The sequence below is a fragment of the Geomonas propionica genome, assembly GCF_016458235.1.
Classification (GTDB): Bacteria; Desulfobacterota; Desulfuromonadia; order Geobacterales; family Geobacteraceae; genus Geomonas; species Geomonas propionica.
The window spans coordinates 38,921-60,645 of sequence record NZ_JAEMHK010000013.1 but is presented as its reverse complement, the minus strand read 5'-3'; the positions used below and the strand labels follow the sequence as shown (position 1 = coordinate 60,645).

Sequence of the window (21,725 nt, the reverse complement as noted above, 5' to 3'; positions counted from 1 at the left end):
GTCAAGAAATCCCTTCTTGGAAAACATCATCTTTAAGGGGCCGAGTAAAGATCCGCCGGCCCAACACAAAGGCCTCCGCAGCCTCACACCCCACGCTCCCCCCACGCCAGTGTGCCAGGTGTTCAAGCGACTGACACGAACGAGCATGGGGCCACTCGCGCATTTCGCACGCGTAAGCCTCAAGCGCTTGCATCTTCAACGTAAGCGTTGTGCTGATGTCGACGAACCAGTTAGGCAAAAAAGGAGGGAAGGAGCCGGGGGGCTGCCATTCCGTGCTCGATGCGACCTCGAAAAAAAGGAGCGTTTCCACCGTCTGCCCGGGTTGTGGGCGCGTGGCAGCGACTACCGCCTCCTGAATCCGGCGGTGGTCGATATTGACGTCACCTGCATGATGCGTATAGACGATGTTTGGCCGTTTCGCCCGGATATGGTCCTCAACAACCTTTACCACGTCCAAAAGTTCCACACCGTCCATACGGTTGTCAGGGAAGTCATGCAGAGACAGGGAGGTCACTCCCAAGATCGAGTTTGCCCGGTGTGCCACCTGTGCAAGTTCGGACAGCTCTGAGCTGCGCACCGCTCGCTCCCGCACGACGTCACGGCTCGTAAGCCCCTCGGCAAGGATCACCACGTGGACCTCATCGCCTGCCTGGACATGTCTTGCTATGGTGCCGCCGCAGCCCAACACTTCGTCGTCGGGGTGGGCCGCTATCACGAGGACTGTGTTTTTCAGCCCTTGCAGTGTGTCTTTCATACACTGGCTCCCCTCTTTTGAATAACTGCTCGGGCTCGCTCCAGCAACTCGCGTGTCGATGCTGCAATTACGCCCGTTTTCTCATAGCAGCCCCGGTACTCAAAGGGGATTCCTGCGGCCACGGAAAGAAAGCCCCCCGCCTCGGCAAGAATCAGGTGCGGCGGTGCTACATCCCAATCGCGGACCGTGACATCCTTCACGAACAGATCAGCGGCCCCCTCAGCGACCAGACAGATCTTGAGCCCTATGCTCCCGCTCTCGAGATAAGTGGCGCAAGGCAGGGCATGCATCACCTCCGCAGCGAGGCCGCGAGCCTCCGGATAGTTGTCCACCAATGTGAGACACTCCGATAAAGGTTCTCGAACCCCAAGCGGAGTGCCATTTACGGTTGCTCCCCCGCCGCGTTCGGCGAGATAGAGCTTGTCCAGGGCGGGAGCGTAAACGCCTGCCATTTCAACCACACCCCGACGGATTAAAGCGGCCTGACAGACGAAACCCGAAAAACCGTGGACGAAGCTTGCAGTGCCGTCAATCGGATCAATGAGCCAGTATTCTTCAGGTCGAGACTCGCTCTGCGACGCGACATCCTCCTCGCTCACGATTGCGATAGTGGATATCCGCTTCAGCTCAGACCGCATGCTTTCATCGGCGATAAGGTCGGCTGCGGCCTTGAATTGAGTCCCCTCCCACTTGCCATTCGTCCCGCCTTGGTCACGGCACTCCAATATTTTGGCTCCGACACGTTTGAGCGCCACACCAAGTTCTGTCAATAGCACGTTTGTCTCCTAAGCTTTTATCTCATGACGGACCGCATCGACCAGCTCAGCAAGCCGTTGTTGCAAAGTCACGGGAAGGATGCCGTAGCGTTGTTCCAGCCGCCCCAACTCCATTGAAAAAACGGTCGGCTCCAGCACAGACGGCTGCCAAGCCACCCCGCAAAGCGCCGCGATCTCCGCCACTGCTCCTGCTACATGAAAACGGCCGGGGTATCCGACGTTTACCGCTTGGGGCGGGGCACTCTGATCGCCAACCGCGGCGCGCACCAAGTATTCGGCGGCGTCGCCTACCGTCATGGCTGCCCAGATGCCGCAATCTCCCGAGAGGGAGAAATCGCGGCCCGACAAAAAGGCACTGGCCGCGTTGTACAGCAAGCCGGAACGTCGCGGCAACCCGAACAGACCCGGGAGGCGCAGCGCCACATCACCCGGTCGTTTCCTCGAAAAGAGGGCCTGCTCCCCCAACCACTTTCCACGAGCGTATCCGGCGACCGGAGGAACAACATCGTCCTCATGCACCGGGGATTTGGTCGTTTGAACGTAGACGGTCATCGACGACACGAAAACTATGGGGCAGGCAGCAACCGCAGCTATGGTCTCCACCATGGCGACGCTCTCCCGGGCCGCTTCAGCGTCATCATACCCGGATGCCGACTTCGGGACGACCGCCGCACAGTGGACTATCACTGATGGTTTCACATCTCGCAACAGTTGGGCGACTGCATCGGGGCCACTCAGATTGCAAGCGACAATTGCCGCGCCGCTTCGGTCAGTACCGACGTGCGGTACCCCGTTTGCTCGTAACCGCAGCAACACTTGGCTTCCCAAGTATCCGGCTGCACCTGTTACAAGGACGGGACCTAAATCATGTCCCATGATATCCAATGGTCCTCCGGTATCTCGACCCGCGCCTCTCGGCCGATCACCAAGTCAATAAGGTGCGGTGCCACCCCGAACCCGGGGCGCTTGATGGCAACCTTGTCAGCGGTAATGAGTTCTCCCTTTCTGATTGTGCATTTGGCGTGGATGCTGCGTCTGCCCTTCTCATACATCTCGCGCTCTTCAGGGCGCGGTCCCGCCTTCGAGCCATCTCCCATTGCGGATTCGACGTCCCTTAGGCGTTGCATGAGGGCCTTGAGCGGTCCGGGTTCTATGGCAAAAGGGTGATCTGGGCCAGGCAGAGTCCGGTCCAGAGTGAAGTGCTTTTCGATGACGCAGGCACCTAAAGCGACCGAGGCCAAGCAGACGTGATCGCCCTCGGTGTGGTCCGAATACCCAGTCAGCACGCCGAAAGCGTCCCGCATCACGCCCATAGACCTTAGGTTGCTGAGCTTCGCCGGGGCAGGGTACAGCGAGGTGCACTGAAGCAGGATTACCTTGTCGTTGCCCTCATCGTGGCAGGCCTGCACCGCTCGCTGGATCTCCATCCAGTCTGCCATGCCCGTCGATAGGATCACCGGGCGGGCGGTCTTGGCCATGTACCGGATCAATCCCAGATCGCTCATGTCGAAAGACGCTACTTTGAAGGCCGGCGCCCCTAACTCATGCAGTTCGTCGATTGCCTCCCTGTCACAGGGAGAAGACAAAAAGATGAGATCACGGCTCTCCGCATACTCCTTGAGCGGTTGGTGCCATGACCGGTCCAGTTCCAGGCTCTGTATGAGGTCAAAAGTTTTGCAGTCATTGAGGTAAGAGAACCCGGGGGTGTGCTTGGAGTAGTGGCTGCTGGCACGAAAGGTCTGAAATTTAACCGCGTCGACCCCCGCTTCCGCGGCCGCATCAATGGTTTTCTTCGCCAGTTCAAAATCGTGATTATGGTTGGAACCGATCTCGGCGATCACAAAGCATGGCTCTCCATCTCCGATGAACCTGCCTGGCGTTATTTCAATTTTGCGCATCATGCTTCGTCCTCCCTGCTTATGCCAGAAACTCGTTGTACCAGGACCGACGCAGCCTCATACCGGCCGCAAACGGAACCAACCCCTCGTTCGTATCATTCCCGAGGTAGAGGTCGACGAAACTTGCTCCCGCCGCAAGGGCGAGGCATCCGGTGGTGGAAATACGGGGGTTGATTTCGAACGGTTTGCAATTGCCGTCCTCCATTTTTATGAGTTGGATATTGTAACAACCCGGGACGGGATTAGCGGCGTGGATCGCGCAGCAGGCATCGATGACAGCGCTGTCGGCGGCTGTCTCCGCGCGGAGGGTGATCCCGCGTTTGATGTCCACCTTCACCGGCACCACCGCACGTAGCAGACCGGAGCGATCCGCCGCCATCATCACCGTGAACTCCTGGCCCTGTAACAGTTCCTGCACGATAAAGTCGGCTGCCGGGCGGCGCGACAAAAGGACGTGTGCCCGCATCTCCTCCTCTGAGCGCACCACCGCCACGTCTCTCGATCCCCGGCCGTGGCATGGCTTGGCGATGCAGGGGAAATCGATGGCTTTGCGCTCGAGCATCGGCTCGGTTAGCGGCGCGGGAAGTCCTTGCTCGACCAACAATCGGTTCGACGTAAATTTGTCTAAATGGATCGATATGAAGTCCGCCGGGGGGAGCAGCACCTCGCAGCCGAAACTCTCCCTCTGTCGCGCCACCGGAAGTAGTTCCTCGTCGACTCCCGGAACCAACAGTTCAACGCCAAGGTCCTGGCAGAGCCTGCCAAGTTCGTGTATGAACTCCGGGGCATTAGCAAAAGGTATTTTGTGGAAGTTGCAGGAAGCGATACCGTGCGGCTTCGCGTTAAGGTCCGCGTCGGCAAAATGCACGTCGAATCGGTCCCCGAGAAGACGGCTCAATGCCTCCGAGCCGGCCCCGCCCCCACCTGTGAAAAGCAGACTTTTTTTCTTATTGTTATAGTTCAATTTCGCCCTCGGCATGTGTTATCTATTCGTGAAAAGCCAACTCTTCCAATGCCTTCCGGTTCTTCTGCCAATCTTCCTCAAACAGTGCGAACAAGACAACGTCGTGATACTCGCCGTGCTTCTCGACATGTCTGACCAGCCTACCCTCCTCGCAAAAACCGAGCTTTCTATGAAAGCGAAGACTAGCCTCGTTATAGCCAAGGACTTCTCCGCAAAGCTTCCTCAGTTTAAGTTCCATGAAGGCGAATTCCACACCGAGCACACCCAAAGCACTGCCGCTCCCACGCGGGGCATCTTCCACCCCGAGGTAGAACCCCCACTCTGCCCTGCCGTTGTGCCTATCGATCCCCACATAATAAACAAGCCCGATGGGGCGGTTTTCTAACTCGAAAACCAAATGTAACGCTCCGTCAGTTTGTTTTGTTTTTTCAAACCAAGCTTTATGCTCCTGCAGCGTTATAACGTGATCGGTGTACATGTTGTGTCTGATGCGGTCAGAGTTTCGCCAACGGAGCACCATTTCAAGGTCACGCTCTTCAATCCTTCGCAGCAGACAATTTTTGCGCTGTATCATAAGCCTCTCGTATTCGCCAGTGGAACATCCCGCGGGTGGCTCCCCGACTGAGGTTTTTAGGCCTGTTCCCGCCAAGCTCGGAACATCAGCTCCGCCCGATGCCAGTCCTCCAGGGTATCGATGTCCTGGACCTGGTGGCGCGGCAAAAGGACGGGGGCCGCCTTTTCCGAGAAGATCTTCTCCTCCGCGATCCAGGCCTCGGCGCTCCCCCAGTAGAACTGCCCCGCATCGTGGAAGGCCTCCTCGAGGTCTTGGGAGCGGGTGGAGAACTGGGCGGGATCGAACATCCCGACCCGGCCGTTGCCGTCGATCCGGATGGCGCGCTGGATCGGAAAAGGGTAACTCGTCACCGAGAAGGCGTAGGAGCAGCCGGCTTCGGTGATCAGGTCGAGCCCGCGCCTGAGATCGGCCGATGTTACGAAGGGGGCGGTGGCGTAGATGCAGCAGGCGTACTCGGGGCGCTCCCCCTCGTTGGCCACCCACTCCACGGCGTGACGGATGACGGGGATAGTGCCGGTGTGGTCGTCGGAGAGCTCCGCGGGGCGCAGGAAGGGAACCTCAGCCCCGAACGTGCGGGCCACCTCGGCGATCTCGGCGTCGTCGGTGGAAACGAGCACCCGGCTGAAGCAGCCGCTTTGAAGCGCCGCCTCGATGGACCAGGCGATCATCGGCTTGCCGCAGAACTCCTTGATGTTCTTGCGGGGGATGCGCTTGCTGCCGCCCCGGGCCGGGATGATGGCGACGTTCACGACAGTGCCTCTTTGAGCGCGGCGACCACGCGGTCCTGCTGCTCGTCGGAGAGGCTGGAGAACATGGGGAGGCTGATCGCCTCGGCGTAGTAGCGCTCGGATTCCGGGAAGTCGCCCGGCTTAAAGCCCAGGCGCCGGTAGTAGGGCTGGGTGTGCACCGGGATGTAGTGCAGGTTGACCAGGATCCCCTGGGACCTGAGCGCCTCGAACACCTCGCGGTGACTCCTGGATATCCGGTCCAGCTTGAGCCGGATCACGTAGAGGTGCAGCCCGGAATAAGAATCCGGGTGCTGGTACGGGGTGACCACCGGGAGTTCGGCGAGCAGCTCATTGTAACGCGCCGCCAGGCGATGCCGGGAGGCCACGAACTCGTCCAGGCGGCTCATCTGACTGAGCCCCAGCGCGGCCTGCAGGTCGGTGATGCGGTAGTTGAAGCCGAGCTCGATCTGCTGGTAGTACCACGGGCCGTCGCTCTCCCATTCCATGAAGGCGGGGTCGCGGGTGATACCGTGGCTTCTCAGGCGGATCAGCCGGTCGTAGAGGTCCTTGCGGTTGGTGAGCACCATGCCCCCTTCCGCGGTGGTGATGATCTTCACCGGATGGAAGCTGAACACGGTCATGTCGGAGAACCGGCAGCCGCCGATCGCCTCACCCTGGTACTTGCCGCCGATGGCGTGCGAGGCGTCCTCGATGAGGGAGAAACCGTACTCGCGGGAGAGTTCGGCGATCCGCTCCATCTCGCAGGGCTGGCCGGAGAAGTGCACCGGGACCACCACCTTGGGGAGCTTCCCCGCGGCCTTGGCGACGACCAGCTTCTTTTCCAGCTCGGCCACGGAGAGGTTGTAGGTCCTCGGGTCGATGTCAACGAAGTCAACGCCGGAGCCGCAGTACAGGCCGCAATTGGCCGAGGCGACGAAGGTGTTGGGGGTGGTCCAGAGGGTGTCCCCCTCGCCCAGTTCGGCGGCGAGGCAGGCGATGTGCAGCGCCGAGGTGGCGCTGTTGACGGCCACCGCGTACTTCGCGCCGCAATACTGCGCCACCGCCTGCTCAAACTGCTCGATGGACGGCCCTTGGGTGAGCCAGTCGGAACGCAGCACGTCGACAACCGCCTGGATGTCGGCCTCGGAGATGGACTGCCGACCGTAGGGAATCGGTGCCTGTTTCACAACCGGCCTCCTAGTAGGTGAAGTTGGGGTCGACGTGGACCTTGATCAGCTCACGTAGTTCCTCGACGTCCAGCCATTCGCTGTTGGTGCCGGAGTTGTAGCAGAACCCGTCCTGGCAGAGCTTGCCGTTGAAGGCGGCGGCGAACTTGTCCACGTCCCAGAGCGGGATGGAGGGGAGGATGACGAAGTACTTCTCGAACTCGACCGTGGAGATGGCGTCGGTGATGGTGATCATCTCTTCGTGCAGTTTCTCGCCCGGGCGGATGCCGACCACTTCGCGCTTGCAGTTCGGGCCGATCGCCTCGGCGATATCGTTGATGCGGTAACTCGGGATCTTGGGCACGAAGATCTCGCCGCCCCACATGTTCTCCAGCGCGTAGAGCACCAGCTTGACGCCGTCCTCGAGGGTGATGTTGAAACGGGTCATGCGCTCGTCGGTGATGGGGAGGACGCCGGAGCTCCTCTTGTTCATGAAGAACGGGATCACGGAACCGCGGCTCCCCATGACGTTGCCGTAACGGACCACGGAGAACTTGATGTCGTGCTTGCCCTTGAAGTTGTTGGCGGCGACGAAGAGCTTGTCGGAGCAGAGCTTGGTGGCGCCGTAGAGGTTGATCGGGGCGGCGGCCTTGTCGGTGGAAAGGGCAACGACCTGCTTCACGCCGCGCTCGATGGCCGCTTCGATTACATTCTGCGCGCCGTGGATGTTGGTCTTGATCGCTTCGAACGGGTTGTACTCACAGGCCGGGACCTGCTTCAGCGCGGCGGCGTGGATGACGATGTCGATCCCTTCCATTGCCTTGGAGAGGCGTTCGCGGTCGCGCACGTCGCCGATGAAGTAGCGGATCTGCTTGTACTTGTCGTGGGAGAACTGCTGCGACATCTCGAACTGCTTCAGTTCGTCACGGGAATATACCACCACCCGCTCGATCTCCGGACAAGCCGTGAGAATGGTTTCCACGAATTTCTTGCCAAACGACCCGGTGCCCCCGGTAACCAGAATGCTGCGATTTTTTAACACGTTCGTCCCTCGCTTAATAATTTCGATAACTATTCATTTCAGGGAGCAGCAACCGCCACGCCGCCCGTGTACCTGCGACAATCCCTACCGCCCAAGGCGGGGTCCGGGCAAAACAACGCACAACATAGCAGAAACGCCACAAAAAAGCGAGTAGGGACAGCATCCCCCTCGCGGTTTGTGTCACGGCCCTGCCACGGCAGCAACAACGGCGGCATCATCTTCTTCCTACCAAGGCGGCGGGGCGGCGCCTGCCGCGCCGGCGCACCCTGTCCATACACCTCAGTACATGTCGTACACGAGGTACCGATTCTTCTTGTGCGCAGCGGCCTCACGCAAGGCGGCAACGTCGCAGAAGCGGTTCAAGGCGGACCCCGTCTCGAGCATCCGGAGCAACATGTTGAGGTAGACCGATTCGCTGCCGTGAAAGCCGTCTATCGCCTCGAGGTCGCTTGACCCGGCGGCGCTGACGCTGCTGAAGTCGTAGAACTCGTAGCCGTAGTCGCGAAACACCGGCGCCAGCATGGGCGAGAGTTCCTTCAGGTATTGGAATTTCCCGCTCTCCTGCATCCTGCGATAAGCAGTGTCGGAAAACGGCGGCAAAAAAGCCACCACGTGGATCTTCTTTTGCGCGCAGAAGTCGAGGAACGGTTTCAGTTGACGCACCGCCTCGGCATCGGCGTGGTCGCCGTGGCTGAACTTGGTATCCCCCTTGTCGATCTTCTTCAGGGTGCTTTCGAAACGATAATCGTCCGCGGATTTGTCACCCGCCAGCAGCTTCTCTATTTGGCCGCCGTAGTGCATGCTGCCGTCGTTGAGAAAGCCGGTCTTGTTGGCGAAGGCGTTGAAGCCGACGTTACGCAATGACGCTCCCCCAGCGCCGATAGCGCAGGCACCCGGACGGCCCGCAGCAACGACCTGGTCCAGTGCGACCGTGCCGTCAAAGACCTTCTTGTAGATCTTGTGCGACGCTGTTAAGACGGAGGCGATATCCATCTGCTTATAGCTGGTGAAATCGATCTTGGCTGCTTTGCCGTCCAGGGCTTCACACCTCTTGTTGAACATCCACTGGTCCAAACCGACAATGAGAACCTTCGGCAGCCGATCCTCCGGAACGGAAGACAGGAAGGCGAGAAAATGGGGGACCGAGGTGACGGTGTATCCGGCGTTATAGAAACTGCTGGGTGCGAACATCTTTTCCCTAAACTGCAGCACCCGGGAGGAACCAAGGGCGACCACGTCCCTGCGCGGCAGGGTGCTCAGGGTCTTCAGTTTCAGGTACTTGTACGGAGACTCGTTGAAGCGGAATCCAACCTGCTGCGGCACGCCGCTGACCGCGTTGCGCACCATCTCGTCGACGTTGAAGCGGAACTCGCCGCTGCCGACCAGAAGCCAGAACGGGAGCGCCAGGTACAGGGCGTAGGGTATCGCAAGCAGTGCTATTTTCTTGAGCAGCTTTTCCATCGAAGCCTTTGCTTTAGAAGTTGAAGTAGATGAAGCTGGCCTGGGATTTCGTTCCCAGGAAGATGAGCGCGAGCAGCAACGCGTTGTAGGAGAGCCACCTGAGCGCGCCATGACGGTTCCAGGCCGACAAGACCCTCTCGTTACGCGCCAGGGTGCCGCAGAGAGCGACCAGAGCGCCGGCGATCAACACCAGCCGGGCATCCTCGGTGTCAAAGCCGTGCACCAAAACGTTGTGCAGCCCCCTCCCCGCCCTCTCGAACGGGAACCGGCAGATATACAAGGCGTCGCCCAGGCTATTGACCCGGAAGAAAACCCAGGCGAAGCAGACCAGGTGGAAGGTGACCAGCATCTGCCAGTACTTCAGGTATCGGCTCTTCTGGATGCCGAGCGACTGGTAGATTTTCTTCTGGTACGGCTTATAAAAGACGGAGCAGGCCATGTAGAGCCCGTGCAGGCCGCCCCATATGACAAAGCCCCAGCTCGCGCCATGCCAGATCCCTGAGACCAGGAAGGCGACGACCAGCGCCGCGGCGGTGCCCCAGGTTCTCCAGTCGCGCCACTGCATCTGCAGCGGCTTGAAGATGTAATCGAGGATCCAGCGCGAGAAGCTGATATGCCAGCGGCGCCAGAAGTCGGCCACCGATGTGGCGAGGTAGGGGCTGTTGAAGTTCTGGGTCAGGTTGATGTTGAATAGCCGCGCCGTCCCGAGCGCCATGTCGGTATAGCCCGAAAAGTCCATGAAGATCTGGAAGGCGTAGGCGTAGGTGCCGAGCAGCAGTTGCAGGCCGGTCGCGGCGTGGACGTCGTTATAGACGGCGTCGGCGTAAATGCCGAGCCGGTCCGCGAGGACCACCTTCTTGAACAGGCCCCAGGCGAAAAGTAGCATGCCGTAGCGCATGTTGTCGTAGTCGAAGCGGTACGGGGTCTTCAGTTGCGGCAGCAGGTCGCCCGCGCGCTCGATCGGCCCCTGCAGCAGCTTGGGGAAGAAGGAGAGGTAGAGAGCGAAATACCCGAGGTGCGGCTCGGGCTCCTCCACTTCGAAATAAATGTCGATCAGGTAAGAGATAGCCTGGAAGACGAAGTAAGAGACCCCGATGGCGACGAACGCCCGGACCGTCGGTACTTCCACCTGGAGGGAGAGCAGGCGGCAGAGCCCGCCTAGGTTCTCGGAGAAAAACGGCAGGTACTTCATCAGCACCAGCACCAGGACGTTAGAGGCGATCCCGCCCCAAAGGACGGCGAGCTTTGCCCGCGTTCCTTGCGCCTTGTGCAGCCAGATGCCAAAGCAATAGGTGGTCAGCGTCACCAGCGTTAACACCACCGGCAGGTACGGCACCTTGAGGGCGCAGTAGAACCCGAAACTGGCCGCCAGCAGCACGCCCCAGCGCGCCCGGTCCCCCGCCAGATAGAAGACGAGATAGACGATGGGCAGGAAAATAAAATAATGCAGTGAATTGAACGGCATCGAGCTTACTGCACCTTCGCGGCTATGCAGTTCATCAGGTCGCCGATGTTCTTGAAGGTGAGCACCTCTTTGTGGGTGAACCGGATTCCGAAGGTGCTTTCCACGGCGACGATGAGGTTCACGTGGGACAGGGAATCCCAACCGTCGACGTCATCGGCGGTCATCTCGGGGGCGATGCGGATGTCTTCATCATCGAATACCTGGCAAAAAACCTCGTTCAGTCTCTCTTGCAATTCCATTTCATGTCTCCAGTGTGGAAATATCACCCGCGTCCTCACCAAGGTAAAGAGCCTTCAAAACGCGGCGCATGATTTTGCCGCTTTTGTTTTTCGGGATGCTATCTACCACGATGATCTCTTGCGGTGTGGCGATCGATGAAGCCTTGTTGCTGACGTGGAGTCTGATCTTAAGCTCCAACTGTTTCGAGTATTCGAAGCGCGAGTGCAAGCAGACAAAGGCAACCACCTTCTCATACAAAAGGTCGTCAGGAGCACCAATCACTCCGGATTCGGCAACCTCGTCTATCTCCAGTAAGGCGCTTTCGATCTCGAAGGGGCTGATTAAATGCCCGGCGGTGTTGATAACGTCGTCACTGCGCCCCTTGAACCAGTAGTAACCGTCTTGGTCACGTAGGGCAGTATCCCCGGTAAAGTAGTACCCGCTGCGGAATTTCTGTCCGTAGACGGCGGTATTGTTGAGGTAGGTGACAAACATCGAGGGCCATCCCGGCTTCAGGCAGAGGTTGCCCTGCTCCCCATCCCCTAAAACGGTACCATCGTCAGTTATTATGGCGGCCTCTACGCCCGCCACCGGTATCCCCATCGAGCCCGGCCGAACGGTGACGCCGGGGCGGTTGCTGATCATGATCCCCCCGGTCTCGGTCTGGAACCAGGTGTCGTAAACCGTGTGCCCCAGCACCCGCTCCGCCCATGCGATGACTTCGGGGTTCAGCGGCTCACCCACGCTGAAGATATGACGCAGTTGGCTCAGGTCGCATCCGCTGAAGACATCATCATCCTCCTGCAGCAGCATGCGCAGCGCGGTTGGTGCCGAATACCAGATGGTAACCGACTCCTGCTCGAGCAAGTCGAACCACGTTTTCGCGTTGTACCCGCCGCCGTAGTGGAGCTGTGTCACCCCGAGAGTCCACGGAGCGATGATGCCGTAGGAGGTTCCCGTCACCCAGCCCTGATCAGCTGTGCACCAGTAGACGTCGCTGTCACAGAGTGTCAGCACTTGCACAGCGGTAGCACTTTGATGCAGGACACTGCCGTGAACGTGCAGCACCCCTTTCGGTTTCCCGGTAGATCCGGAGGTATAGTGCAGCACCGAGGGGGTGTCCGCCGAAGTAAGGGGGGCGATAAAATCAGTGGACGCGTCGCGCATGAGCTGCCAGAAGCTCAGGATGTCCGCCGATTGATGTTCCTCTATGTCGGTGACAATGATGTACTGCAACTTTGGGAGTTGGTCGCGCACGCGGAGGATTTTCTTAACTAGACTCTTCTTGGTCACGATCCCTTTGGCACCGGCATCGCCCAGGCGGTCCAGGATGGCATCCTCGCCGAAACTCGAAAACAGCGTACCGCAGATGACCTGAAGCTTCAGGCCTCCTAAAAAGCTGAAGAACTGCTCAGGAGCCTTGGGGAGAAAGGTGAAGAAGATGTCCCCGGTGCTGAAGCCTAGCCCCTGCAAGACATTGGCGAATCGATTCGATTCACGATCGAGCTCTACGAAGCTGTAATCCGTCTTCTCGTGATGTGCGGACACCCAGCGCAGCGCGGTCTTCGGGCCGAAGCCCAAGTCGCACTGCTGCCGTGTACAGATGTGGCCGATGTTGTACTGCTCGTTAACGATGAGGTTCAACGAGAGTTTCCTCCTTCTTCAGTCCTCGCGCAAAAGCGACCAAATTATCAGAAGTGCAGTTGCAAGGCCAGCAGTAGACGTCCCTTCGGTATCAACAAGAGCAATCAGGGGGTCTCGTGAGGCAGCAGTAGACGAGTAATCCCCGCCAAGACCGCCTCCACCTTGATGCTGTCGCGGCACTTGGCGTCCTTGTCGCAATACGCCCTCAGGCAGCCCGCGCAGTGCATGGGCGATTGCAGGGCGACGTGGTGCTCGCCGCGCGGCGCGCTCCTCTTGGCCAGCGTGCCGCGGTAAAACGAAACCGTCGGCGTCCCGAGGACCGCGGCCATCTGCACCAACCCGGCGTCCCCGCCGACCAAGAGATCGACCTTCTTCAACAAGGCGGCCATCCCCTTTAGGGAAAGGCGGTCCAGCACCCGGCACCCCGGCCCAATGGCGGCGGCGATGGAGAAGGCGGCCTGACGCTCTGCCTCGCTCTCCCAGGGGAGCAAAATGGTGGCGTCGTGGAAGCGATCCAGAACCTCCCGCCCCAACTCGGTCCACCCCTTTTCGCTCCAGGCCGCGGTCGGCAGCGCCGCGCCGTGGTGGAACAGGAAAACCAGCCCGTCCGCCAACGTGGCGAGGAGCGCCTCGGCGTCGGCCTCGTCCGCTGGGGAGCTGGCCAGGTGGCCGGGCAGTTCCATGGAGCGGAAATCTTTGGCGAAGGGAATGCTGACCAGGCGCAGACACCGGTCGATGTTGTGGTACTCCTGCCTGCGGACCGGGATCAGGCGCGTGTTGCACCAGGTGTTCAGCGGCTCGCTGACGGCGTCGCGCTCGAAACCGAGACGGTCCGCGCAACCGGAGAACCGGGAAATCACCCCGCTCACCTGGTCACCCTGGAGGTCGAACACCATGTCGTAGGCGCGCTCGCCAAGGGTCTTCTGCAGGGCGGAAACGCCGCGCCAGGTTCTGATCGAAAAGCGCTGCCTGCGCCACAGCGCCGCCGGCACCGGGTGCAGCAGGCTTATCTGCGGGTGCCCCGCCAGCAGGCTCTGGAGGCTTTCCTCGATCACCCAGTCGACCTCGACCCCGGGCACGGCCTGGTGCAGAAAGTCGAGCACCGGCAGGGTCTGGATCACGTCGCCCAGGGAGGATGGTTTGATGATCAGTACGCGCATTTACTTTTCACTCAAGCAATGGGTTAAAGCCTGCTCCAGGGGACGCGGGTCCTCGAACTCCAGTTCCAGCACCACCGCGAAGCAGCCGGAAAGCTTGTCGGCGTGGGGCAGCAGTTTCACGGCGTCCTTCTGGGTGGTGAGCAGCACCGTGGAACGCGAAGCGGTCTTCAACCTGAGGATGGCTGCGATCTCGGGCTCCCCGTAGCTCGCATGGTCCGGGAAGGAGAGCGTGGTTACCGGCCTCACCCCGACCGCCTCGAGTCCGTCGAAGAAGGCGCCCGGGTTGGCTATTCCGGAGAACGCCATGGCGCGGGAGCCCTGCGCGGCCTCAAAACCTGCAGCGGGGCCGCCGCCGAGCGGGATCATGCCAGAAAGACGATGCCTTGTCCAGCAGGTCGGCTTCCCAGGGACAGGGACGATCCGCTCCTTCCCTTCGGGGGTACGGGTGCAGATCACCAAGTCCGCGCGGCCGGCCGCCGCGGGCGCCTCGCGCAGGAAGCCCCCCGGCAGGGTCAGGCCGTTGTCGAACGGATTCCCGGCGTCGAGCAGCAAGAGGTTCAGGTCTCTTTTCAGCTTCAGGTGCTGGTAGCCGTCATCCAGGATGAACACGTCCGGGTTGAGCGTATCCAGGGCATGGAGCCCGGCACGGTAGCGGTTGGAGCCGATCACCACCATGAGTCCCGGCAGCATCCCGGCCAACTGGCACGGCTCGTCCCCGGCCTCTTCGGGGGTGAGCAGCAGCTTCTCGCCATCCGAGACGATGCGGATCTCCCCCTCGGCGCTTCCGCCGTAGCCGCGGGACAGCACGCAGACCCGCTTGCCCTGGCGCATCAGGCGAGCGGCGAGCCAAGCCACCGTCGGGGTCTTGCCGGTGCCGCCCAAGACCAGGTTGCCGACCGAGATCACCGGGCGCTGCAGACGGTGCGACGGGATGAGCCCGAGCCGGTAGCCGACTGCCCGCAGCCGCAGGACTCCCGCGTAGGGGCGGGAGGCGAGCCGTAGCAGGCCGAGCAGGGTCTTGTCGCCCAAGCCGGTCCGCTTGCCCGCCATCAGCTCACGATAATAGGTTTCCAGGTCAGCCACGTTTCCCTCGTTGTTCCAGCAGGGAGGCCATCACGTCCAGGTGCCGTCCTGTAGCGCCGGCGCTCTCCAGAAGGATGCCGGCGCCGCGGCGGCCGAGATCTTCCCTAAGCGACGTATCCGCGGAGAGGCGCAGCAGTTCCGCCTTCAGGGCGTCGAGGTCGGCTGGTTGCACTTCGGCCCCGCAATGCTTGACGAAGAGCGCGGCGATCTCGCGGAAGTTCTGCATATGGGGCCCAAACAGCACCGGCACCTGGCAGGCGGCCGGCTCGAGCGGATTATGCCCGCCGGTTGCGACCAAGCTTCCCCCGACGAAGACCAGGTCGGCAGCGCGGTAGAGGCCAGCCAGCTCGCCCACGGTGTCCAGCAGCAGGATGCCCCCCGCCGGCAGCGGGCCGGAGCCGTCCAGAGCCGAGCGGGACTGGAAGGGGAAACCTTCCTTCTTAATCAGTTCGGCGACGCCGGGGGCGCGCTCAGGGTGACGCGGCGCCAGGATCAGGAAGCTCTGCGGATCGCGCGTCAACAGTGCACGGTACGCCTCAAGGACCTGCGCTTCCTCCCCCTCGTGGGTGCTCGCCGCAGCGAAGACGAAGCAGTCCGCCGGGATCTGGTATTTCGCCTTGATCTCGGCCACCTGTTCGGGCTTCGCCTTGACGACCGGGATGTCGTATTTAAGGTTGCCGCCCACGTGCACCGCGGCGGACGGAGCACCGATCGCCGTGATGCGCTCCGCGTCCACCGGCGTCTGCATGCAGAGCGCGGAGAGGCGCTGCAGCACCGGGCGGAAGAACCAGGACAGGCGCAGGTAGCGGCCGAAAGAGCGATCCGAAATGCGGCCGTTGGCCAAGAGCACCGGGATTCCCATCTCGCGTGCCACGCCAATGAAGTTGGGCCAGATCTCGGTTTCCATGATGATCACGACTTCAGGCCGGATGCTCTCCAGCACCGAGCGGACGGCGAAGGGATAGTCGAAGGGGAAGTAGATGCAGAGGTCAGCGGCCTTGCTCTTTTGCGCCACGCTGCGGCCGGTCTCGGTGACGTTGGTAATGACGATCTTCTTGTCGGGAAAGCGGGTGCGGATCCCTTTCAGTAGCGGCAGCGCGGCGTTGGTCTCGCCGACCGACACGGCGTGCACCAGGATGGTCCCTCCCCCGCCGCCGATCAGGTTCAGCTCGTCGGCGGGGATGCGGCCGAAGCGCTCCATGAAGGCGGTGCGGCGCCCGCGGGAAAGCGAGCGGTAGGCGTGGTAGGGGATCAAGAGCGGCAGAACGAGCCACAGCAGCAGGTTGTAGATGATATTGATCATGTAAGCAAAGACCTCAACTGCTCCCCCTCCCGAGGCTCGTAACCGAACCGTCACTCGCCCCACGAAGCACGGAACCTTGATCTCGCGTCCCCCCCTTTACAAAAGGGGGGTCAGGGGGGATTTAGCCTAGGTAGCCACTGCATCCAGGCCTGCAACGGAGTCAAATCCCCCTCAATCCCCCTTTGCGAAAGGGGGAAGCTGGATCGAGAGGAGCTTTTTAGCGCAAGGTTCCCGCGCTTAATTTGCCGCTGCGGTCGGCGGCGCGTTCTTCCAGCGCTTATGCACCCAGTACCACTGCTCGGGATGGCGTACCACGTAATCCTCGATGTAACGGTTCAGCCCGTTGGCATCCTCGGCGGCGGCGACCTCCGGGTCCGCGGCTTCGGAGAGCCGGTACTCGGGGTGGATGGTGATGACGCTCTTGTTCCCCTCGCGGTGCATGAAGGCGGGCAAAAGCGGCGCTCCGCTCTTCCGGGCGATCAGCGACGGCATACGCATGGTCCACGCGGGCCGCCCGAGAAAATCGGCCAGGATGCCCCAATCCGACTGCACCGCCTGGTCGATCAGCAGCCCGACCACCTCGCGCTTCTTGAGCGCGGAGAACATCGCCCGGAGCGCCCCCTCCTTGTAGATGAGCCCGTTGCCGTAGCTCTTGCGGATCCGCTCGACCATCCGGTTCAGGTAGGGGTTGTCCTGGCGTCTGGCCACCACGGAGAGCTCATGCTTGCGCACCCCGAAGGCGAGCGCCAGGAGTTCCCAGTTGCCGCTGTGGGCCGTGATGAAGATGAGCCCCTTCCCCTTGGCGAAGGCCGCTTCGAAATGCTCCATGCCCCGGATCTCGACCGCGTCGATGAGTTGCTGGCCGCGCCCGCCGTAGATCTTGCAGACCTCGACCATGCCGCAGCCGAGGTTCTCGAAGACGCCACGTGCCAGTTCCTTCGCCGTCCCCCCCTGCCAGCCGGGCTGGCGCTCCAGAAAGGGAAGGCTCGCCTGGAAGTTGGCGATGGCGATCTTGCGTCGTTTGCCCAGGAGGGCGAAGGCGGCGCGCCCCACCCCCCGCCCCACCGATAGCGCTACTGCGTCGGGCAAGAGCGCGACGGTGGAGGAGATGACCAGGAAGAATGCGGTTTCAAGATGCCAGCGCAGCTTCGTTAACATCAAAAAATCCCTCAACACCCCTTCCTTTGCGGCTACCAGTGGCAGTCCATCCAAAGAAGGGGAATAAAGTTTCACTTTCGCTTCCCCCTCCCCTTGCAGGAGGGGGAGGGAACAACTTACGCCTTGAACTGCATGCCATGCAGGCGGCTGTAGATCCCTTCCGCCTGGAGCAGGTCGTCGTGGCTTCCCATCTCGGCCACGACCCCTTTCTCCAGCACCACGATGCGGTCTGCGTGGGTGATGGTGGAAAGCCGGTGGGCGATGACGAAGGTGGTGCGGTTCTGCATCAGGTTGTTGAGCGCCTGCTGCACCATCTGCTCACTCTCGGTGTCAAGCGCGCTGGTGGCCTCGTCCAGGATCAGGATGGGCGCGTCCTTCAGGATGGCGCGGGCGATGCAAAGCCTCTGGCGCTGTCCGCCGGAAAGGCGCACGCCGCGGTCACCGATGTTGGTCAGGTACCCCTCGGGAAGCTCCTCGATGAACTCGTGGGCGAAGGCGGCCCGCGCCGCGGCCTCGACCTCGGCGTCGCTCGCGGTCATCCTGCCGTAGCGGATGTTGTTGGCGATGGTGTCGTTGAACAGGATGGTTTCCTGGTCGACCAGCGCGATCTGCTCCAGAAGGCTCTTCATGGTGCGCTCGCGGATGTCCACGCCGTCCATGAGCACCTGCCCGCCGGTCGGGTCGTAGAAGCGGGTGATCAGCGACACCAGGGTGGTCTTGCCGCCGCCGGAGGGTCCGACCAGGGCGATCACCTCGCCCCTCTGGGCGGTCAGGTTTACCCCCTGCAGCACGTAGTCGTCCTCGTACTTGAAGCGGACGTCGCGGAACTCCACCTCGCCGCGCGCCTTGCCCAGGTCGCGCGCGCCCGGGGCGTCGACGATCTCCGGCTTCTCGTCCATGACCTCGAAGACCCGCTCGGCCGCGCCCATGGAGCGCTGCAGGTTGTTGAAGGCGGTCAAGAGCCGCTTGATCGGGTTAAACACCAGCACCATCGCGGTGATGAACGAGAAGAACTCCGAGGCGCTCTTGGTCCCGTGCATGACGTTGGAGCCGCCGACCCAGATCACCGCGGCGATGCCGAAGGAGGTGATGAACTCCATGATCGGGGTGGAAAGCCCCTCGTACTTGATGTTCTTGCGGGTGAAGTGGTAAAAGTCGCGGTTGCGCGCCCGGAAGCGCTCGACCTCGCGCCCCTCCAGGCCGAAAGCCTTGACCACCTTGATGCCGGAATAGGTCTCCTGCAGGATGCTGGCGAGATCCCCCATCTTCTCCTGCCCCTGCCGCGCCACGCGCTTGATCCTTTTACCGATCTTCCTGGCCGGGACCACGGTGAGGGGTATCACCACGAAGGAGATCAGCGCGAGCTGCCAATCGCGGTAGAAGATGACCCCCAAGAGGGCCACGGCGGAAAGGCCGTCGCGGAACAGGCCGGTGATGACCTGCCCCACACCTTCCTGCATCATGCTCACGTCGGAGAGAACGCGCGACATCAGCGTCCCGGTCTCGTGGCGGTGGAAGTAGCCGATGCTGAGGCTCATGTTCTTCTCGTAGAGGTCGTTGCGCACGTCCTGAACCGCGAGTTGCCCGGCACTTCTGATGAAATAGTCGTTGGTGTAGCGGCACAGGCCGCGCAGGGCGTAGAGGAACACGATACCGAGCGGCAACAGGACGAAGATCGCCGTTTCCTTGCCGGAGAAGATCCTCCTCAGGACCGGCTCCACCAGGTAGGCCATGGCGCCGTCCATGCCGCCCACGCCGACCGAGCCAAGCGCGGCCAGCGCGATGCGCCACCCGTAGGGGCGGCTGTAGCTTAACAAGCGTTGGAACACACTGGGTTTTACGGGTACTGCACTGCTCATTTCATCATCTCCAAGGCGAGTCGGGCCACACGGCCCAGGGCCCCGCCGTTACCAAGCTTCACTCTCATTGCCGCGAAATCCTCGCGCATCTGCGCCGCGTACCCCGGCCGGTTCAGCAGGGCGTCGATCTCGTCCGCGATCGGCTTAGGCTCCGCCTCGTGCTGGAGCAGTTCCTGGACCATGCGCTTTTCCGCGATGATATTGCTGATGCCGATGTGCGGCACGTTGATCACGCGCCTCCCGATCTGGTAGGTCAGGGGGGACATTTTGTAGATGATCACGTGGGGAACTCCCACCAGGGCCAGCTCCATGACCACGGTCCCCGAGGCGGCGATCACCGCGTCGCAGCCGCTCATCACGTCGTGGTTTCTGCCGGTGACCACCCTCACCTCGAGCCGGGAGCCGGCGAGGTACGGGGCCAGGTCCTCGTCCTTCAGGGAGGTCGCCCGCGGCAGCACGAATTGCAGGTCCGGCATGCGCTCCTTGAGGAGCTGCGCCGACTCCAGGATGACGGGGAGGAGCTTCTGGATTTCCGAGCGACGGCTCCCTGGGAAGAGGCCGACGCAGCGCCGCTGCGGGTCGAGCCCCAGCGAGGCGAGCGCATCGTCCCGCTTCATGGTCGGCTTGACCAGGTCCAAAAGGGGGTGCCCCACGAAGGTGACCGGAACGCCCGCCTTCTGGTAGAAGGGGACCTCGAACGGGAACAGCACCGCCATCATGTCCACTACCCGCCCGATGCCGTGCACGCGGTGACTTCTCCAGGCCCAGACCTGGGGCGAGATGAAGTAAAGCACCTTGATGCCGGCCTTCTTGGCCACCTTGGCGAGCCGCAGGTTGAAGTCAGGGTAATCGATCAGGATCAAAAGGTCGGGGGGATCGGTGTGGAGCTTTTTCTTCAGGGTGGTGAAGCCGCTCACGATGGTGGGGAGGTGGGCCACCACCTCCACGAGTCCCATCACGGCCATCACGTTGGCGTCGACCAGGGTCTCGACCCCGGCCTCGCGCATGCAGTTCCCCCCCATACCGAAGAAGCGGGTTTCAGGGGAAAGTGCGCGGATAGCGGACGCGATCTGCGCGCCGTACATCTCGCCGGAAGCCTCCCCGGCGACGATCATCACTGATTGTTTCTTGTCTTGCAAAAGAACCTCTTAAAGACAGGCTGAGGTTGAGGTTAAGGTTGAGAAAAAGCGTCTTCCTTAACCTCAACCTTAACCTGCCTCTTTCCTGCCTCTTACCTTGCGACCCCGCGTTTGGAGCTCTCGATGAACGAGATGAAGTGGTCGACCTCGGGGGTTTTGGGCACATCGCTCTTCATCTTCTCGAGCGCCTCGGCAAGCTTCAGCCCGGACATGGAGAGGAGTTTATAGGCCTTCTTGAGGCTGGAGATGGTCTCGTCCGAGAAGCCGCGACGCTTGAGCCCGATCAGGTTCAGGCCGCGCAGCCGGCTTTCGGAACGGTCGCCGGTGATGATGGTGTAGGGAGGAACGTCCATGGGGACGGAGGTCATCCCACCCACCATGACGTGCGCCCCGACGCGCATGAACTGCAGCACCGCGCAGAGCCCGCCGAGGATCACGTAGTCCTCAATGATGACGTGGCCGGCGAGCGTGGCGGAGTTGGCCATGATCACGTTGTTGCCGATGTGGCAGTCGTGCGCCACGTGCGAGTAGGCCATGAAGAGGTTGTTGTCGCCGACGGTGGTCTCGCCGTCGCCGGTGACCGTGCCCAGGTGCAGGCTGGCGAACTCACGGATGGTGTTGCCGTTGCCGATCTTGAGCCAGGTCTTCTCGCCGCGGTACTTGAGGTCCTGGGGCACGGCGCCCACGGAGGCCATGTGGAAGATGGTGTTCGCCTCGCCGATCTCGGTCCAGCCGTCGATCACAGCGTGCGGACCGATCTTGGTCCCCTTGCCGATGCTCACGTTTTCGCCGATGACCGCGTACGGGCCGATTTCGACACCCTCGGCAATCTTGGCGCCCGGGTGGATTACTGCGGTGCTGTGGATCATTTTCCTCTCCGTGTCCTACTTGTCGCCCAGCGTTGCCTTCAATTCCGCTTCGGTCATCAGGGTGTCGCCCACGTAGGCCTTGGCGGCGCAGCTCCAGATGCCGCGCTTGGAGAACAGGGTCTCCACCTCGATCCTCAGGGTGTCGCCAGGCTTGACCGGTTTCCTGAAGCGGGCGTTGTCGATGGCCATGAAGTAGCTGACCTTCTCCTTGGCATCCTCGCCCATCGCGGTGTAGGCCAGGATGGCGGCGGACTGCGCCATGGCCTCGATGATGAGGACCCCCGGCATGACCGGGAATCCCGGGAAGTGCCCCTGGAAGAAGGGTTCGTTCATGGTGACGTTCTTCATGGCGACCACGCGCTTGCCCGGCTCGACTTCAAGGACCTTGTCGATCAGGAGGAAGGGGTAACGGTGCGGCAGAATTTCCATAATCTGTACTATATCGAGCATGCTGATTCTCTCC

Annotated in this window: 21 protein-coding genes; all 21 read right to left on the bottom strand. The window is 61.4% G+C overall.

Features of this window, described 5'->3' with window-relative positions:
* Position 1: 1 nt before the first annotated feature.
* The 21 genes from JFN90_RS16385 to fabZ all read right to left on the bottom strand — a co-directional run bounded on the left by JFN90_RS16385 (position 2) and on the right by fabZ (position 21,712).
* Positions 2-754 (bottom strand): PIG-L deacetylase family protein, encoded by a 753-nt coding sequence (locus JFN90_RS16385; RefSeq protein ID WP_199396204.1) that lies wholly within the window; start codon positions 752-754, stop codon positions 2-4.
* The gene (locus JFN90_RS16380; protein ID WP_199396203.1) at positions 751-1,530 is read right to left on the bottom strand and encodes an inositol monophosphatase family protein; all 780 of its coding nucleotides are present in this window, start codon (positions 1,528-1,530) and stop codon (positions 751-753) included. The genes JFN90_RS16385 and JFN90_RS16380 overlap by 4 nt, the downstream gene beginning before the upstream one ends.
* A 9-nt stretch (positions 1,531-1,539) precedes the next feature.
* Positions 1,540-2,406, bottom strand: coding sequence for an NAD-dependent epimerase/dehydratase family protein (locus tag JFN90_RS16375; protein WP_236019038.1), 867 nt, complete (start codon positions 2,404-2,406; stop codon positions 1,540-1,542).
* On the bottom strand, positions 2,391-3,431 hold the full coding sequence (locus JFN90_RS16370; protein WP_199396201.1) for an N-acetylneuraminate synthase family protein: 1,041 nt from the start codon (positions 3,429-3,431) through the stop codon (positions 2,391-2,393). Before JFN90_RS16370 ends, JFN90_RS16375 begins: the two co-directional genes overlap by 16 nt.
* Before the next feature lie 16 nt (positions 3,432-3,447).
* Positions 3,448-4,392: an ATP-grasp domain-containing protein gene (locus JFN90_RS16365; RefSeq protein WP_199396200.1), complete on the bottom strand. Its 945-nt coding sequence runs from the start codon at positions 4,390-4,392 to the stop codon at positions 3,448-3,450.
* Positions 4,393-4,414: 22 nt separating this feature from the next.
* Positions 4,415-4,966 carry a UDP-4-amino-4,6-dideoxy-N-acetyl-beta-L-altrosamine N-acetyltransferase gene (gene pseH / locus JFN90_RS16360; protein WP_199396199.1) on the bottom strand — a complete coding sequence of 184 codons (552 nt, stop codon included), beginning with the start codon at positions 4,964-4,966 and terminating at the stop codon, positions 4,415-4,417.
* A gap of 56 nt (positions 4,967-5,022) precedes the next feature.
* The gene (pseF, locus tag JFN90_RS16355; RefSeq protein ID WP_199396198.1) at positions 5,023-5,715 is read right to left on the bottom strand and encodes a pseudaminic acid cytidylyltransferase; all 693 of its coding nucleotides are present in this window, start codon (positions 5,713-5,715) and stop codon (positions 5,023-5,025) included.
* Entirely contained in the window at positions 5,712-6,881 is a 1,170-nt protein-coding gene (gene pseC / locus JFN90_RS16350) for a UDP-4-amino-4,6-dideoxy-N-acetyl-beta-L-altrosamine transaminase (protein WP_199396197.1), read from the bottom strand. The genes pseF and pseC overlap by 4 nt, the downstream gene beginning before the upstream one ends.
* A gap of 10 nt (positions 6,882-6,891) precedes the next feature.
* Positions 6,892-7,902, bottom strand: a complete 1,011-nt coding sequence (gene pseB, locus JFN90_RS16345; protein WP_199396196.1) for a UDP-N-acetylglucosamine 4,6-dehydratase (inverting) — start codon at positions 7,900-7,902, stop codon at positions 6,892-6,894.
* Between the two features lie 279 nt (positions 7,903-8,181).
* Positions 8,182-9,363: a hypothetical protein gene (locus JFN90_RS16340; protein ID WP_199396195.1), complete on the bottom strand. Its 1,182-nt coding sequence runs from the start codon at positions 9,361-9,363 to the stop codon at positions 8,182-8,184.
* Positions 9,364-9,376: 13 nt separating this feature from the next.
* Positions 9,377-10,828: an MBOAT family O-acyltransferase gene (locus JFN90_RS16335; RefSeq protein WP_199396194.1), complete on the bottom strand. Its 1,452-nt coding sequence runs from the start codon at positions 10,826-10,828 to the stop codon at positions 9,377-9,379.
* A 5-nt stretch (positions 10,829-10,833) separates the two neighbouring features.
* The gene (locus JFN90_RS16330; protein ID WP_199396193.1) at positions 10,834-11,067 is read right to left on the bottom strand and encodes an acyl carrier protein; all 234 of its coding nucleotides are present in this window, start codon (positions 11,065-11,067) and stop codon (positions 10,834-10,836) included.
* Between the two features lies 1 nt (position 11,068).
* Positions 11,069-12,691 (bottom strand): AMP-binding protein, encoded by a 1,623-nt coding sequence (locus JFN90_RS16325; RefSeq protein ID WP_199396192.1) that lies wholly within the window; start codon positions 12,689-12,691, stop codon positions 11,069-11,071.
* 104 nt (positions 12,692-12,795) lie between these two features.
* Positions 12,796-13,851, bottom strand: coding sequence for a lipopolysaccharide heptosyltransferase I (gene waaC / locus JFN90_RS16320; protein ID WP_199396191.1), 1,056 nt, complete (start codon positions 13,849-13,851; stop codon positions 12,796-12,798).
* Positions 13,852-14,901: a tetraacyldisaccharide 4'-kinase gene (gene lpxK, locus JFN90_RS16315; protein WP_199396304.1), complete on the bottom strand. Its 1,050-nt coding sequence runs from the start codon at positions 14,899-14,901 to the stop codon at positions 13,852-13,854. It abuts the gene before it with no gap.
* 25 nt (positions 14,902-14,926) lie between these two features.
* The gene (locus JFN90_RS16310; RefSeq protein WP_199396190.1) at positions 14,927-16,237 is read right to left on the bottom strand and encodes a 3-deoxy-D-manno-octulosonic acid transferase; all 1,311 of its coding nucleotides are present in this window, start codon (positions 16,235-16,237) and stop codon (positions 14,927-14,929) included.
* Positions 16,238-16,474: 237 nt separating this feature from the next.
* Entirely contained in the window at positions 16,475-17,395 is a 921-nt protein-coding gene (locus JFN90_RS16305; RefSeq protein ID WP_199396189.1) for a lysophospholipid acyltransferase family protein, read from the bottom strand.
* Between the two features lie 116 nt (positions 17,396-17,511).
* Positions 17,512-19,254, bottom strand: a complete 1,743-nt coding sequence (gene msbA, locus JFN90_RS16300; protein ID WP_199396188.1) for a lipid A export permease/ATP-binding protein MsbA — start codon at positions 19,252-19,254, stop codon at positions 17,512-17,514.
* Positions 19,251-20,369, bottom strand: coding sequence for a lipid-A-disaccharide synthase (lpxB, locus tag JFN90_RS16295; RefSeq protein ID WP_199396303.1), 1,119 nt, complete (start codon positions 20,367-20,369; stop codon positions 19,251-19,253). The genes msbA and lpxB overlap by 4 nt, the downstream gene beginning before the upstream one ends.
* A 116-nt stretch (positions 20,370-20,485) precedes the next feature.
* Positions 20,486-21,262 carry an acyl-ACP--UDP-N-acetylglucosamine O-acyltransferase gene (gene lpxA, locus JFN90_RS16290; protein WP_199396187.1) on the bottom strand — a complete coding sequence of 259 codons (777 nt, stop codon included), beginning with the start codon at positions 21,260-21,262 and terminating at the stop codon, positions 20,486-20,488.
* 15 nt (positions 21,263-21,277) lie between these two features.
* Positions 21,278-21,712 (bottom strand): 3-hydroxyacyl-ACP dehydratase FabZ, encoded by a 435-nt coding sequence (gene fabZ / locus JFN90_RS16285; protein ID WP_199396186.1) that lies wholly within the window; start codon positions 21,710-21,712, stop codon positions 21,278-21,280.
* Positions 21,713-21,725 lie beyond the last annotated feature (13 nt).